The organism is Paraburkholderia sp. MM5384-R2, assembly GCF_014201025.1.
Lineage (GTDB): Bacteria > Pseudomonadota > Gammaproteobacteria > Burkholderiales > Burkholderiaceae > Paraburkholderia > Paraburkholderia tuberum.
Genome location: NZ_JACHDI010000047.1, coordinates 22,733 through 36,614 on the forward strand (window position 1 = coordinate 22,733; position 13,882 = coordinate 36,614).

Here is a 13,882-nt window from a genome sequence, read left to right on the forward strand (position 1 = left end):
CGGCTTTTCGTTTTCGCTTTCCCGCACATTTGCATTAATCGCATGGATCTAGACTTCTGGTGGCTGCTGGTCATACCCGTCGCATTCGCGTTCGGCTGGATGGCGGCGCGCTACGACCTCAAGACGCTGCTGTCCGAGAGCGCGAACCTGCCGCGGTCCTATTTTCGCGGCCTGAACTTCCTGCTCAACGAGCAGCCCGACCAGGCGATCGACGCATTCATCGAGGTCGTCAAGCTCGACCCTGAAACGGTCGAATTGCATTTCGCGCTCGGCAATCTGTTCCGTCGGCGCGGCGAAACGGATCGAGCGATCCGCGTGCATCAAAATCTGCTGAGCCGTGCGGACCTGCCTGTCAGTGAGCGCGATCACGCGTTGTACGAACTCGGCCAGGACTTCCTGAAAGCGGGTCTGCTCGACCGTGCCGAGGAAACCTTCCGCTCGCTGCAGGCGGGCGATTACGCACTCGGCGCTCAACGCGCGCTGTTGACGATCTACGAGATCGAGAAGGACTGGGTCAAGTCGATCGATACCGCGCGACATCTCGAAACGATGGGCGCACCGTCGCTCGACAAGGAAATCGCGCAGTTCCATTGCGAACTTGCTCAGGAAGCGCTGCAGCAGAAGAAACCGGACGAAGCGCGTCATCAGCTCGGTCTCGCGCTGAAGGCGAACCCGACCAACGTGCGCGCGACGATCCTGTTCGGCGACGTCGACGCGGCCGGCGGCGCGTCCGAAGCGGCGATCGGTCAATGGCGCGGCGTCGAGGAGCAGAACCCCGCGTATCTGCCGCTCGTCGCCGAGAAAATCATGAAGGCGTATGAAGCGCTCGGCCGCGCGCAGGAGGGCGCCGATCTGCTGACTACGTGGGTCGACCGTCATCCGAGCAACGATCTGCTCGACGTCGCGTATCAGTACGTCGCGTCGCTGCGCGGCGCCGATGCCGCGCATGCGCTCGCGCGCACGCAGATGCAGAAGTCGCCGAATCTGGCCGGCATGACGCGTCTGCTCGAAGCGCAGCAGGCCGTCGCCGAAGAGCCGCGGCGCAGCGAGCTCGAACTGATGCACACACTGATCCGCCAGCGCACCAAGAATCTGCCACGCTATACGTGCCAGAATTGTGGTTTCCGGGCGCGGCTTTTCTACTGGCAGTGCCCCGGATGCAGCGGCTGGGAAACCTATGCGCCGCGCCGCGTCGAGCCGATTACCGCGTCGAGTTGACGCTGCACGGGCGGCTTTGGCCGCGTCGGCGTTCATTGCGACGCAACCGCTCCGCGAATTTCGCAACGAGTTTATCGCCGGCCTCATGAGCGGCATTCATTACCGGAACCTTCCACCGGAAAGCGTATGAAAATCACCATTATCGGCACCGGCTATGTGGGCCTTGTCACCGGCGCGTGTCTCGCCGAAATCGGCAATGACGTCTTCTGTCTCGACGTCGATCAGCGCAAGATCGACATCCTCAACAAAGGCGGCGTGCCGATTCACGAACCGGGCTTGCAGGAGATGATCGCCCGCACGCGCGCGGCTGGCCGCATTACGTTCTCGACCGATGTCGCCGCGAGCGTCGCGCACGGCGACGTGCAGTTCATCGCGGTCGGCACGCCGCCCGACGAAGACGGCTCCGCCGATCTGCAATATGTGCTTGAGGCCGCGCGCAACATCGGCCGCACGATGAATGGTTTCAAGGTGATCGTCGACAAATCGACGGTGCCGGTCGGCACCGCGCAGCGCGTGCGCGCGGTGATCAATGAAGAGCTCGCGAAACGCGGGCTCGCCGGCAGCGCGCAGCATCGCTTCTCGGTCGTGTCTAATCCCGAGTTCCTGAAGGAAGGTGCGGCCGTCGACGACTTCATGCGCCCCGACCGTATCGTGATCGGTATCGACGAAGACGAACCGGGCGTGCGGGCGCGCGAAATGATGAAGCGTCTGTACGCGCCGTTCAACCGCAATCACGAACGCACGCTGTACATGGACGTTCGCTCGGCCGAGTTCACCAAGTACGCGGCCAACGCGATGCTCGCGACGCGCATCTCGTTCATGAACGAGATGTCGAATCTCGCGGACAAGGTCGGCGCCGACATCGAAGCGGTGCGCCGCGGCATCGGTTCCGATCCGCGCATCGGCTATCACTTCCTGTATGCGGGCTGCGGCTATGGCGGCTCGTGCTTCCCGAAGGACGTGCAGGCGTTGATTCGCACCGCGAGCGAGAGCGGCCACAACCTGCGGATTCTCGAGGCGGTCGAGGAAGTGAACTACCAGCAGAAGGACGTGCTCGTGAACAAGATCACCGCGAAGCTCGGCGAGGATTTGAGCGGCCGCGCGTTCGCGGTGTGGGGTCTCGCGTTCAAGCCGAATACCGACGACATGCGCGAGGCGCCGAGCCGTCGCGTGATCGGCGAGTTGCTTGCGCGCGGCGCGAACGTGCGTGCGTACGATCCGGTCGCCGTGACCGAGGCGCGTCGCGTATTCGCGATGGATCTGCACGCTGCGCCGGAGCAGCTGGCGCGTCTCACGTTCACGAGCACTCAGGACGAAACGCTGATCGGCGCCGACGCGCTCGTGATCGTGACCGAATGGAAGGAGTTCAAGAGTCCTGATTTCGTGCATCTGAAATCGGTGCTGAAGACACCGCTGATTTTCGACGGCCGCAATCTGTACGAACCGGACGCGATGACCGAGCTCGGTATCGACTACCACGCCATTGGACGCCCCTATGCCCAACCCTCTGAACTTCCGGTCGATGCCTGAGGCCATGCCCGCGGCGCCTGCGTCCACGACGGCGCAGACGCTCACGGTCGTGCCGCGCGCGCAGCTCAACGCGGCGCGCGTGCTGGTGGTCGGCGACGTGATGCTCGACCGATACTGGTTCGGCGACGTCAACCGCATTTCTCCGGAGGCGCCCGTGCCGGTCGTGCACGTGCAGCGCCAGGAAGATCGGCTGGGCGGCGCGGCGAACGTCGCGCGCAACGCGGTCGCGCTCAGCGCGCAGGCGGGTCTTTTGTGCGTGGTCGGTCACGACGAGCCCGGCGAGCGCATCGTGCAGCTGCTCGGCGAAAGCGGCGTCACGCCGCATCTGGAACGCGATCCGGCCTTGCTGACGACGATCAAGCTGCGCGTGCTGTCGCGTCAGCAGCAGTTGCTGCGCGTCGATTTCGAAAACTCGCCGGCACACGAGGTGCTGCTCGCGGGCCTCGCGCGTTTCGACGAGCTGCTGCCATCGTACGACGTGATCCTGATGTCCGACTACGCGAAGGGCGGCCTCACGCACGTCACGCAAATGATCGCGAAGGCGCACGCGGCCGGCAAACCGGTGCTCGTCGATCCGAAGGGCGACGACTGGGAGCGCTATCGCGGCGCGACGCTGATCACGCCGAATCGCGCGGAATTGCGCGAGGTCGTCGGACAGTGGAAGTCCGAGGAAGATCTGATCGCGCGCGTCACGAAACTGCGCGCCGAGCTCCAGTTCAAGGCGCTGCTGCTGACGCGCTCGGAGGAGGGCATGACGCTGTTCTCCGACGATGGCATCCTGCACGCGTCGGCCGTTGCGCGCGAAGTGTATGATGTGTCGGGCGCGGGCGACACCGTGATCGCGACACTCGCCGCGATGCTCGGCGCGGGTCTTTCGCTCGTCGACGCGGTCGGACTCGCGAATCGCGCGGCCGGCATCGTGGTCGGCAAACTGGGCACCGCCACCGTCGACTACGACGAACTCTTTTCCTGATGCAGCCCGCGGGGCGCCGTCGTCCGACGGACCAGCGGACCTCGCGCGGCGTTGACTGAACGAAGCTCACTACCGCAGGATCACCATGACCGTCATCGTCACCGGCGCGGCCGGTTTTATCGGCAGCAATCTCGTGAAGGCGCTCAACGAGCGCGGCGAACAGCGCATCATCGCCGTCGATAACCTCACGCGAGCGGACAAGTTCAGGAATCTGGTCGACTGCGAAATCGACGACTATCTCGACAAAACCGAATTCGTCGAGCGCTTCAGGCGCGGCGACTTCGGCAAGGTGCGCGCGATATTCCACGAAGGCGCCTGCTCGGACACGATGGAAACCGACGGCCGCTACATGATGGACAACAACTACCGCTATAGCCGCGACGTGCTGGACATCTGCCTCGCGCAGAATGTCCAGTTCCTGTACGCGTCGTCGGCGGCGACGTATGGCGGCTCGAGCCGCTTCGTCGAGGAGCGCGAGGTCGAGCAGCCGCTGAACGTGTACGGCTATTCGAAGTTCCTGTTCGATCAGGTGATTCGCCGCGTGCTGCCCACCGCGAAGAGCCAGATCGTGGGCTTCCGTTATTTCAACGTCTACGGTCCGCGCGAAACGCACAAGGCGCGCATGGCGTCGGTCGCGTTTCACAACTTCAACCAGTTCCGCGCCGAGGGCAAGGTCAAGCTGTTCGGCGAGTACAACGGCTATGCGGCCGGCGAGCAGACGCGCGATTTCATCTCGGTCGAAGACGTCGTCAAGGTCAACCTGTTCTTCTTCGATCATCCGGAGAAGTCAGGCATTTTCAATCTCGGCACCGGCCGCGCGCAGCCGTTCAACGATATCGCGAGCACCGTGGTCAACACGCTGCGCGCGCTGAACAACGAGCCGGCGCTGTCGCTCGCGGATCAGGTGCAACGCGGGCTGATCGAATACATTCCGTTCCCCGACGCGCTGCGCGGCAAGTATCAGTGCTTCACGCAGGCCGATCAGTCGAAACTGCGCACGGCCGGCTACGACGCGCCGTTTCTGAGCGTGCAGGAAGGTGTCGATCGTTACGTGCGTTGGCTGTTCGGCCAGGTGTGATTCGTACGTCATCCTCTTTAAACTGGAATCTCCTGGCCGGTGATGGTCGCCGGCCAGTGGCAACAGGGAGATTCCAATATGTTTCGAAAAGTACTGGTTACCGCGGCGATGCTCGCCGCTTTCGGCCACGCGTATGCGGCGGTCGACGTCAACACGGCTGACGAAGACGCGCTGCGCGGCATCAAGGGCATCGGTCCGGCAAAAGCCAAAGCGATTGTCGAGGAACGTAATGCGCACGGCCCGTTCAAGGACGCGGCGGATTTCGGCAAGCGCGTCAAGGGCATGGGCGGGCACACCATCGAGCGCCTGCAGGCGGAGGGTCTCGCTGTCGGACCGGCTGGCGCGGCTGCTAGCACGCAGGTTGCGGCAGCTGCGGCGGGCAAGGAGCCGGCCGCTACGGCCGCGTCCGCCGCCACGCAGAAGGGCGCCGCCGCAGTGGCGGTGAAGAAGTAAGCGGCCGCGAGCCTTGCGCGTGCCATGCTGACGAGCGGCTTGCGGCGCGCACGGTTCGCGAACGTTCCATTGCATCGATTGGTACACACGCTTTCCCGCGGCTCGCAGCCGCGGGCTTTTTGCGTAGCAACCACCATGCATCCATGCGGGCAGAAGGGCTGCAGGGCAGCGCCGGAGATCGTGGTTTAGAATCGATGGATTGAAGACACTCTTTCGCGCATCGATCGCTAGACCCCATATGGCATACAAAACGATTGAAGACACGGTCGGCAATACGCCGCTCGTACAACTCGTCCGGCTTCCCGACGACGAGATCCGTAGCCGCAACAATGTGATCCTCGCGAAGCTCGAGGGCAACAATCCAGCGGGGTCGGTGAAAGACCGGCCGGCGTTGTCGATGATCAAGAAGGCCGAAGCGCGCGGACGCATCAAGCCGGGCGACACGCTGATCGAATCGACGAGCGGCAACACCGGCATCGCGCTCGCGATGGCCGCCGCGGTCCGCGGCTACAAGATGGTGCTGATCATGCCGGAAGATCTGTCGGTCGAGCGCCGCCAGAGCATGGCCGCTTACGGCGCGGAAATCATCCTGACGCCTGTCAAAGGCGGCATGGAGTACGCGCGCGATCTCGCCGAGCAGATGCAGCGCGAAGGCAAGGGCATCATCCTCGATCAGTTCGCGAACCCGGACAATCCGGCCTCGCACATCGAAGGCACGGGCCCGGAAATCTGGCGCGACACGGAAGGGCGCATCACGCACTTCGTGTCGTCGATGGGCACGACCGGCACGATCATGGGCGTGTCGACGTATCTGAAAACGCAGAACCAGCAGATCGAAATCATCGGCGCGCAGCCGGAAGAGGGCTCGCGTATTCCGGGTATTCGCAAGTGGCCGGAAGCGTATCTGCCGAAAATCTTCGACCGCAGCCGCGTCGACCGCGTGGAGAACGTCAGTCAATCCGCGGCCGAGGCGATGGCGCGCCGCCTGGCGTCGGTCGAAGGCATCTTCGCGGGCATTTCGTCGGGTGGCGCGTGCGAAGTCGCGCTGCGCATCGCGCGTCAGGTCGAGAACGCGACGATCGTGTTCATCGTCTGCGATCGCGGCGACCGTTACCTGTCCACGGGGGTATTTCCCGCGTAAGCGGGTCGCCGGGCGCCTTCGCGGGCACACGAGCTAATAAAAAGCGCCGGTCGAGCCGGCGCTTTTTTTGGGTTTTTCAACGCGAGGCGCCCGCGGCGACTCGCGCCGTGACTCACTGCGAATCAGAGTTCGACTGATCCGCCTGGCCTTGCGACGCGCCGCCGTTGTTGGCCGCTTTTGCGGCATTCGCCGCGTCGATCGCTTGCATCTGCGCCTTGACCTTCTGACCCAGCTGATACACCGCAAGCGCATAGAAGAAGCTGCGGTTGTAGCGCGTGAGCACGTAGAAATTCTTCAGGCCGAGCACGAACTCGGTGCCGCGTCCCGGTGTCGGCAGATCGACCACCGTGACCGGGGTGCCCGCTTCGGAAGCAATGTCGACGTTCGGCTCGTTCAGCACGAGGCCGGCACGCAGCAACTGGTCGAGCGGCCAGTGCGGCTCCGGCTGCCCATTGGCCGCGGCCTGCGCGACACCGAGGCTGCCCGCGTCCGAGCCGATTCGCCATACCACCGGCCGGCCGCTTTCCCAGCCGTTCTGGCGCAGATAATTCGCGACGCTGCCGATCGCATCCGCATCGCTCGTGCGCAGATCGATGCGCTTGTTGCCTTCGTAGTCGACCGCGTATTGGACGATGCTGCTCGGCAGGAACTGCGGAATGCCGATCGCGCCGGTGTACGAGCCGAGCACCGTGTTCGGGTCGATCTGCGCGTCGCGCGTCCACACCAGGTAGTCTTCGAGATTCTTGCGGAAGGTCGCCTGGCGGTCCGCGCGATTCGCGGTGTTCGGATAATCGAAGCTCAGCGTGGTCAGCGCATCGAGCACGCGGAAATTACCCATGTAGCGACCGTAGATCGTCTCGACGCCGATGATGCCGACGATCATCTCCGGCGGCACGCCGAACTCCTGATACGCGCGCTGCAGCGTGGCCCGGTTCTCGCGCCAGAACTGCACGCCGGCATTGACGCGCACCGGGTCGAGGAAGCGCGCCTGATACGAGCGCCAGTTCTTGACCGACGGCGTCGGCGACGGGGTGACCAGCTTCACCGCGGTCGCCGAGTAGCTGACGCCGGTGAACAGCGCGTGCAGCGACGCTTCGTCGAAATCGTAGCGTGCGACCATCTCGTTGATGAACGCATCGACGTTCGCGTTGTGCGCATAGCGCTGCGGGATGATTTCTTCCTCGAACGTCTGTCCTTGCGGTACCGGCTGCTGCGGCTGGCTCTGCGCGAGTTGCACCAGTGCTTTCCTCGTGGCGCGTTGCGCGCTCGCGGGACTTGCTGCGATGAACATGCACGATGCGACGATCAGTGAGGCGGCGTGGGTGCCGAGGCGAAGACGGTTGCGTGGGGATCCTGCGGACAGAGCAAGCTTGACGGTCATGGTGAGCAGTGAGCGCGATGCGTGAAAGGCTGGAAGCAGTCGGAAAGCGGCAGGAACGAAACGGCGAATAACGGGTCGGGGAAGTATATCCGACGACTCCCGCAAAACCGTGCTGAATCGGCGACAGCGGCATCGTGTGGTAACTTGACGAATGGAGGCGCGCGGGGGCGCGCGCCGCTCGACGGAGACACGCCGCGCGCGCAGTTCATGCGTCGCGCCGTAGAAGAGACGCACAACACGAACTATGGCAACAGGCTTCTATTCCCACCCCGACTGTCTGCTGCACGACATGGGGCAGTGGCACCCCGAGTGTCCCGCGCGCCTGCAGGCGATCGAGGATCAACTGATCGCAAGCCGCATCGACGCGCTGATCGAGCGCGAATCGCCGCCGCTCGTCGACGAGGCCGCGTTGCTGCGAGTGCACACGCAGGCGCACGTCGACTACATCCGCGGTCGCTCGCCCGTCGAGGGCGTCGCCGAGATCGATCCCGACACGACGATGAATCCGCACACGTGGCAGGCCGCGCTGCGCGCGGCGGGCGCGGCGGTCGCCGCCACCGACGCGGTGATCGAAGGCCGCTACGACAACGCGTTCTGCAGCGTGCGGCCGCCGGGCCATCACGCGGAGCCGGCGCGTGCGATGGGCTTCTGCTTTTTCAACAACATTGCGATCGCCGCGCGCCACGCGCTCGACGTGCATGGTCTCGCGCGCGTCGCCATCATCGACTTCGACGTGCATCACGGCAACGGCACCGAGGCCGCGTTCTCGGGCGACCCGCGCGTGCTGATGTGCAGTATCTTCCAGCACCCGTTCTATCCGTTCACGGGCGCCGACAACCAGGCGTCCAACATGTGCAACGTGCCGATGCCGGCGCGTTCGAACGGCATGGCCGTGCGCGAAGCGGTCGATATGCTGTGGTTGCCGCGCCTGCACGAATTCAGGCCGGAGATGCTGTTCATCTCGGCCGGCTTCGACGCGCATCGCGAGGACGACCTCGGCAACATGGGCCTCGTCGAAAACGATTACGCGTGGATCACCGACCAGATGCGGGAGATCGCGCGGCGTTATGCGCGTGGGCGCATCGTCAGCTGTCTCGAGGGCGGCTACAACCTGTCGGCGCTCGGGCGCAGCGTTGTCGCGCACCTGCGGTCGCTGGCGGAGATCTGAGGTTGCCCGACTGCACGCGGCGACAGTGGCTCGAAAGCCAGCGAGCGAAAATCGACATTCACGTACCGAGGAGCGAGCCATGAACGCCAGTCCCGCCAGCACCGGCGACGCGTCGCTGGTCACGGTCGAACACGACGCATATCGCGTAGCGGGCGTCGTGCGCGTGACGATGAACCGGCCCGATGCGTTCAACGCGCTGTCCGAAGCGTTGCTCGACGGACTGCAGCAGACACTGACCGGGATCGCGAAGACCGATGCCCGCGTGGTCGTGATTGCCGGCGCTGGCCGCGCGTTCTGCGCGGGGCACGACCTGAGGGAAATGCGCGCGGCGCCATCGCTTGCTTATTACCAGCAGCTGTTCGCGCGCTGCACGAAGCTGATGCTGACGATCCAGCGCATTCCGCAGCCGGTGATCGCGCGCGTGCATGGCATCGCGACCGCCGCCGGCTGCCAGCTGGTCGCAATGTGCGATCTCGCGGTCGCCGCCGATACCGCGCGCTTCGCCGTATCGGGCGTGAACCTCGGATTGTTCTGCGCGACACCGTCGGTGCCGCTGTCGCGCAACCTCTCGCGCAAGGCCGCGCTAGAAATGCTGCTGACCGGCGATTTCATCGACGCCGCCGAAGCGCGCCAGCAGGGGCTCGTGAACCGCGTCGCCCCAGCCGATGCGCTCGACGACGAAGTCGCGCGGCTCGCCGCGAGCATCTGCGCAAAGCCGGTCGAAGCTGTCAGCGCGGGCAAGGGCCTGTTCTACCGGCAGCTCGAAATGGGTATCGAAGCCGCGTACCAGCTTGCGGGGCAGACGATGGCCTGCAACATGATGGACGACTCGGCGCTCGAAGGCGTGCAGGCTTTCATCGACAAACGCGCGCCGGAGTGGAAGCGCTAGTCGACGGCCAGCAAGCGCCGCGTCTTGTCAACCCGGTCCAACCGCCCGCCTTTCGATCCACTCGACCAACGCCTCGATCACCCGATCGCGATCGAGGTCGTTCATCGTCTCGTGGTAGCTACCCTCGTGCAGCGTGAGCGTCTTGTCCGGCGAGCCCGCGTGCTCGCCGAACGCGCGGCTGCCGTCGGGCTCGGTCACTTTGTCGTCGGTGCCATGAAACACGAGCAGCGGCATGCGCAGCCTCGCGCGTCCGCGTTCGATGCGCGCCATCGCGAGCAGCAGCTCGGCGCCCGTGCGCGCCGGAATCGCGTCGTGATGCACGAGCGGATCGTTGAGGTTGGCTTTGACCACCGGCTGAAGGCGCGAGAGCAGCGCAGGGTCGATCTTCATCGCCGGGAAGCTTGGGTAGACGCGGCTGATCACCTGGCTTAGCGCGAGCATCCACTTCGGCACGTCGCGGCCCGGCGCGAGCGCGGGGCTCGACAGGATCAGGCCGGCGAGGCGCCGCCCGCTCGCGTCGAGGCGCTCTATCGCATACAGCGCCGCCACCGCGCCACCCATGCTGTGGCCCATCAGGAATAACGGCGCACAGCTTTGCGCGGCGGCGTCGAGCAGCGCCTGCGCATCGAGCAGGTAGTCGTCGAAGCGTTTCACATAGGCGCGCTTGCCGGGCGCGTGGCCGTGGCCGCGCAGATCGATCGCGACGACTTCGATGCCCGCCGCGTTGAGCCGGCCCGCAACGGCGGCGTAACGGCCGGCGTGTTCGGCGAGGCCGTGCAGCAGCGCGACCGTCGCGCGTATGGACCCGTTCGGCCGCCAGCGATACAGCGGCAACTCGATGCCATCGCCGGTCGTCACCGACCCGCGCTGCGGCGCATCTTTATTGAGACTGCCTGCGCTCGCGCGCACGGTGTGGCTCGGAGAAGTCTGCATGGCGGCGGCCTGTGCTGAAGAGGGGTGGCCCGATCATAGTCGCAGCGGCGCGCAGCGCGTGAGCTTCGTGCATAAGGCGCGGCTCTAATGCCCTCAGGTTATGAAAAGATCGAAATTGATTATTAAAGGGCATGTCGTCGCTGCGGTAGAATGACGACCTCAAATCCCAATAAAAGAAACGGCGGCCGCTTGCCGGGAGCACGATGCTCGCCGGCAGCCTCCGCCGTTTTCGTTTGTCCATGATCGAAATACGCAATGTTTCCCAGCGGTTTGCCGGACCCCGGGGGTGGGTCGAGGCGCTGCACAACGTCAATCTGACGATTCCGGCGGGCGAGGTGTTCGGCATCATCGGCCGCAGCGGCGCGGGCAAGAGCACGCTCGTGCGCACGATCAACCTGCTGACGCGCCCATCCGAGGGCAACATCCTCGCGAACGGCCGCGATCTGACGACGCTGCCCGCCGCGCAACTGCGCGACGCGCGTCGCGAGATCGGCATGATCTTCCAGCACTTCAATCTGTTGTCGTCGCGCACCGTGTACGAGAACGTCGCGCTGCCGCTCGAACTGGCCGGCATGAAGCGCGACGAGATCGAGGCGAACGTGCTGCCGCTGCTCGAGCTCGTCGGTCTGTCGGCGCAGAAGGACCGCTATCCGGCGCAGATCAGCGGCGGGCAGAAGCAGCGCGTGGGCATCGCGCGTGCGCTTGCGAGCAAGCCGAAGGTGCTGCTGTCCGACGAGGCGACCTCCGCGCTCGACCCCGAAACCACCCGCGCGATCCTCGATCTGCTCAAGCGCATCAACCGCGAACTGAACCTGACGATCGTGCTGATCACTCACCAGATGGACGTGATCAAGCAGGTCTGCGATCGCGTCGCGGTGCTCGACGCAGGCCGCGTCGTCGAAGAGGGCAAGGTGATCGACGTGTTCCTGCAGCCGCACCACGAAGTCACGCGCGCACTGATCGGCGACGTGATCGCGCAGGAGCTGCCGCCCGCCATGAAGGCGCGCGTCGCGCAGCGGTTGAAGACCGGCAGCGGCCATCTGCTGCGCCTCGCGTTCACCGGTTCGGGCGTCGATCAGCCGATCCTGTCGGAGACGATTCGCCGCTACGAGCTCGACTTCAACATCCTGCACGGCCAGATCGACGAAATCCAGGGGCAGGCGTTCGGCTCGCTCGCGGTACTCGCGGGCGGCGATCCGGCCAAGGTCGCGCAGGCGATCACGTTTCTGCGCGAGCAGGGTGTCGTAGTGGAGGAGCTCTCGCATGTTGAGTGAAATGTTCGATATGTTCGTCCAGTCGTTCTGGGAGACGCTCATCATGGTGGGCGTCTCCGGACTGGTTGGCGCTGTGGTCGGCGTGCCGCTCGGCGTGCTGCTGTATCTGACCGACCGCCAGGGCGTGCTCGAAAACGTCGCGTTGAATCGCGTGATGGGCGTGATCGTCAACGCGGTGCGCTCGACGCCGTTCATCATCCTGCTGGTCGCGGTGATTCCGTTTACGCGACTTGTCGTCGGTTCGTCAATCGGCACCGCGGCCGCGATCGTGCCGCTGACGATCGCCGCGGCGCCGTTCATCGCGCGTCTGGTCGAAACCGCGCTGCGCGAGGTCGATCGCGGGCTCATCGAGGCGGCCCAGGCGATGGGCGCGACCACCAGCCAGATCGTCTTCAAGGTGCTGTTGCCGGAATCGCTGCCGGGCGTGGTCGCTGGGTTGACGATCACGTTCGTGTCGCTGGTCGGCTATTCGGCGATGGCCGGCGCGATCGGCGGCGGCGGTCTTGGTGACCTCGGCATCCGCTACGGCTATCAGCGCTTCCTGCCAGAAGTGATGCTCGCGGTCGTGCTGATACTGATCGTGTTCGTGCAACTGGTGCAGTCGTTTGGGGATTGGCTCGTGCGTCGTCTGAGCCACAAATAAACAAGGGCGTTCGGAAGCCCGCTAATAAAGATTCGGAAAAGGTCCATCATGCAACGTCGCTTCATTCTCAAGCTGGCCGCCGCATTCGGCGCGGCAACGCTGTTCGCCACTACCGCGGCGCATGCCGAAGACACGATCAAGGTTGGTGTCACCGGCGGCCCGCACGCGCAGATCATGGACGTCGTGAAGACGGTCGCCGCGAAGAACGGCCTGAACATCAGGATCGTCGAATTCTCCGACTACGTGCAGCCGAACGCGGCGCTCGCGGGCGGCGATCTGGACGCGAACAGCTACCAGCACGACCCGTACTTGCAGGCGCAGGTGAAGGATCGCGGCTACAAGCTAATCCGTATCGCCGATACGGTCACGTACCCGATGGGTATCTACTCGAAGAAGGTGAAGTCGCTCGCCGAACTGCAGCCGGGCGCGAAGATCGCCGTGCCGAACGACCCGACCAACGGCGGCCGCGCGCTGCTGTTGCTGCAGAAGCAGGGCTTGCTGAAACTGCGCGCCGAGGCGGGCCTGAAGGCGACGCCGCTCGACATCGTCGACAATCCGAAGAAACTAAAGATCGTCGAGCTTGACGCGGCGCAGATTCCGCGTTCGCTGGGCGATGTCGATGCCGCCGCGATCAACACCAACTTCGCGATGGAAGCGGGCCTCAAGCCGACGCAGGACGCTATCGCGATCGAGGACCGGAAAGGTCCCTACGTGAACGTGATCGCGATTCGCGAAGCGGACAAGAACAAGCCGTGGGTCGCGAAGCTCGTCGCGGCGTACCACTCGCCGGAAGTGAAGCAGTTCGTCGACAGCAAATTCGGCGGCTCGGTGATCACCTCCTGGTGACGCAACGCCCGCGGGCCTCGCAGAACACGACGGCAATGCGAAATTAGAGGTCTGAGTCGGAACCCGGGGTTGTCTCCCGGGTTTTTTGGAGATTAAATTAGAGCGATCGTTCGGTATTGCCGTCACGCCGCTGAGGAGCGATATCCTTCCGCAAAGCGCCCGCGACACGGCTGTCATGAGGGCAGTCGCTATAATGTTCATCGGGTTGACGTATTCGTAACTTTGGAGCGTGTGCATGAAAATTCTGGTGCCAGTGAAAAGAGTGGTCGACTACAACGTGAAGGTCCGCGTGAAATCGGACGGTACGGGCGTCGATATCGCGAACGTGAAAATGTCGATGAACCCGTTCGACGAA

Annotated in this window: 13 protein-coding genes and 1 pseudogene; 12 read left to right on the forward strand and 2 right to left on the reverse strand. The window is 64.4% G+C overall.

The window, feature by feature from the left end; genetic code table 11:
* Positions 1–42: 42 nt before the first annotated feature.
* From lapB to cysM, 6 genes are all read left to right on the forward strand, one after another.
* A complete protein-coding gene (gene lapB / locus HDG37_RS36895) occupies positions 43–1,218 on the forward strand; it encodes a lipopolysaccharide assembly protein LapB (protein WP_184056267.1) in 1,176 nt (391 codons plus the stop codon).
* Between the two features lie 126 nt (positions 1,219–1,344).
* A complete protein-coding gene (locus HDG37_RS36900) occupies positions 1,345–2,748 on the forward strand; it encodes a UDP-glucose/GDP-mannose dehydrogenase family protein (protein WP_090801314.1) in 1,404 nt (467 codons plus the stop codon).
* Positions 2,714–3,721, forward strand: a complete 1,008-nt coding sequence (rfaE1, locus tag HDG37_RS36905; protein ID WP_311541865.1) for a D-glycero-beta-D-manno-heptose-7-phosphate kinase — start codon at positions 2,714–2,716, stop codon at positions 3,719–3,721. The genes HDG37_RS36900 and rfaE1 overlap by 35 nt, the downstream gene beginning before the upstream one ends.
* A gap of 85 nt (positions 3,722–3,806) precedes the next feature.
* Positions 3,807–4,799, forward strand: a complete 993-nt coding sequence (rfaD, locus tag HDG37_RS36910; RefSeq protein ID WP_184011054.1) for an ADP-glyceromanno-heptose 6-epimerase — start codon at positions 3,807–3,809, stop codon at positions 4,797–4,799.
* 78 nt (positions 4,800–4,877) lie between these two features.
* Positions 4,878–5,252, forward strand: coding sequence for a helix-hairpin-helix domain-containing protein (locus tag HDG37_RS36915; protein WP_184056269.1), 375 nt, complete (start codon positions 4,878–4,880; stop codon positions 5,250–5,252).
* A 238-nt stretch (positions 5,253–5,490) separates the two neighbouring features.
* The gene (gene cysM, locus HDG37_RS36920; RefSeq protein WP_013090134.1) at positions 5,491–6,393 is read left to right on the forward strand and encodes a cysteine synthase CysM; all 903 of its coding nucleotides are present in this window, start codon (positions 5,491–5,493) and stop codon (positions 6,391–6,393) included.
* 112 nt (positions 6,394–6,505) lie between these two features.
* On the opposite strand, the gene mltB is transcribed toward cysM, so the two are convergent.
* A complete protein-coding gene (gene mltB, locus HDG37_RS36925; RefSeq protein ID WP_184056271.1) occupies positions 6,506–7,684 on the reverse strand; it encodes a lytic murein transglycosylase B in 1,179 nt (392 codons plus the stop codon).
* Between the two features lie 334 nt (positions 7,685–8,018).
* Between mltB and HDG37_RS36930 the strand changes: the two genes are divergently transcribed.
* Positions 8,019–8,942, forward strand: a complete 924-nt coding sequence (locus tag HDG37_RS36930; protein ID WP_184056273.1) for a histone deacetylase family protein — start codon at positions 8,019–8,021, stop codon at positions 8,940–8,942.
* Positions 8,943–9,021: 79 nt separating this feature from the next.
* Positions 9,022–9,831, forward strand: a complete 810-nt coding sequence (locus tag HDG37_RS36935) for an enoyl-CoA hydratase (protein WP_184056275.1) — start codon at positions 9,022–9,024, stop codon at positions 9,829–9,831.
* Between the two features lie 27 nt (positions 9,832–9,858).
* Here the strand turns inward: HDG37_RS36935 and HDG37_RS36940 are convergent, their stop codons facing one another.
* A complete protein-coding gene (locus HDG37_RS36940) occupies positions 9,859–10,764 on the reverse strand; it encodes an alpha/beta hydrolase (protein ID WP_184056277.1) in 906 nt (301 codons plus the stop codon).
* A 239-nt stretch (positions 10,765–11,003) separates the two neighbouring features.
* Between HDG37_RS36940 and HDG37_RS36945 the strand changes: the two genes are divergently transcribed.
* The 4 genes and pseudogenes from HDG37_RS36945 to HDG37_RS36960 form a co-directional block, all read left to right on the forward strand.
* Complete coding sequence (locus tag HDG37_RS36945) at positions 11,004–12,038, forward strand: methionine ABC transporter ATP-binding protein (RefSeq protein WP_184056279.1); 1,035 nt, start codon at positions 11,004–11,006, stop codon at positions 12,036–12,038.
* A complete protein-coding gene (locus tag HDG37_RS36950) occupies positions 12,028–12,681 on the forward strand; it encodes a methionine ABC transporter permease (RefSeq protein ID WP_184011069.1) in 654 nt (217 codons plus the stop codon). Before HDG37_RS36945 ends, HDG37_RS36950 begins: the two co-directional genes overlap by 11 nt.
* A gap of 48 nt (positions 12,682–12,729) precedes the next feature.
* A complete protein-coding gene (locus tag HDG37_RS36955; RefSeq protein ID WP_184027728.1) occupies positions 12,730–13,527 on the forward strand; it encodes a MetQ/NlpA family ABC transporter substrate-binding protein in 798 nt (265 codons plus the stop codon).
* A 235-nt stretch (positions 13,528–13,762) separates the two neighbouring features.
* A pseudogene (locus HDG37_RS36960) lies at positions 13,763–13,882 on the forward strand (electron transfer flavoprotein subunit beta/FixA family protein); the annotation flags it as partial.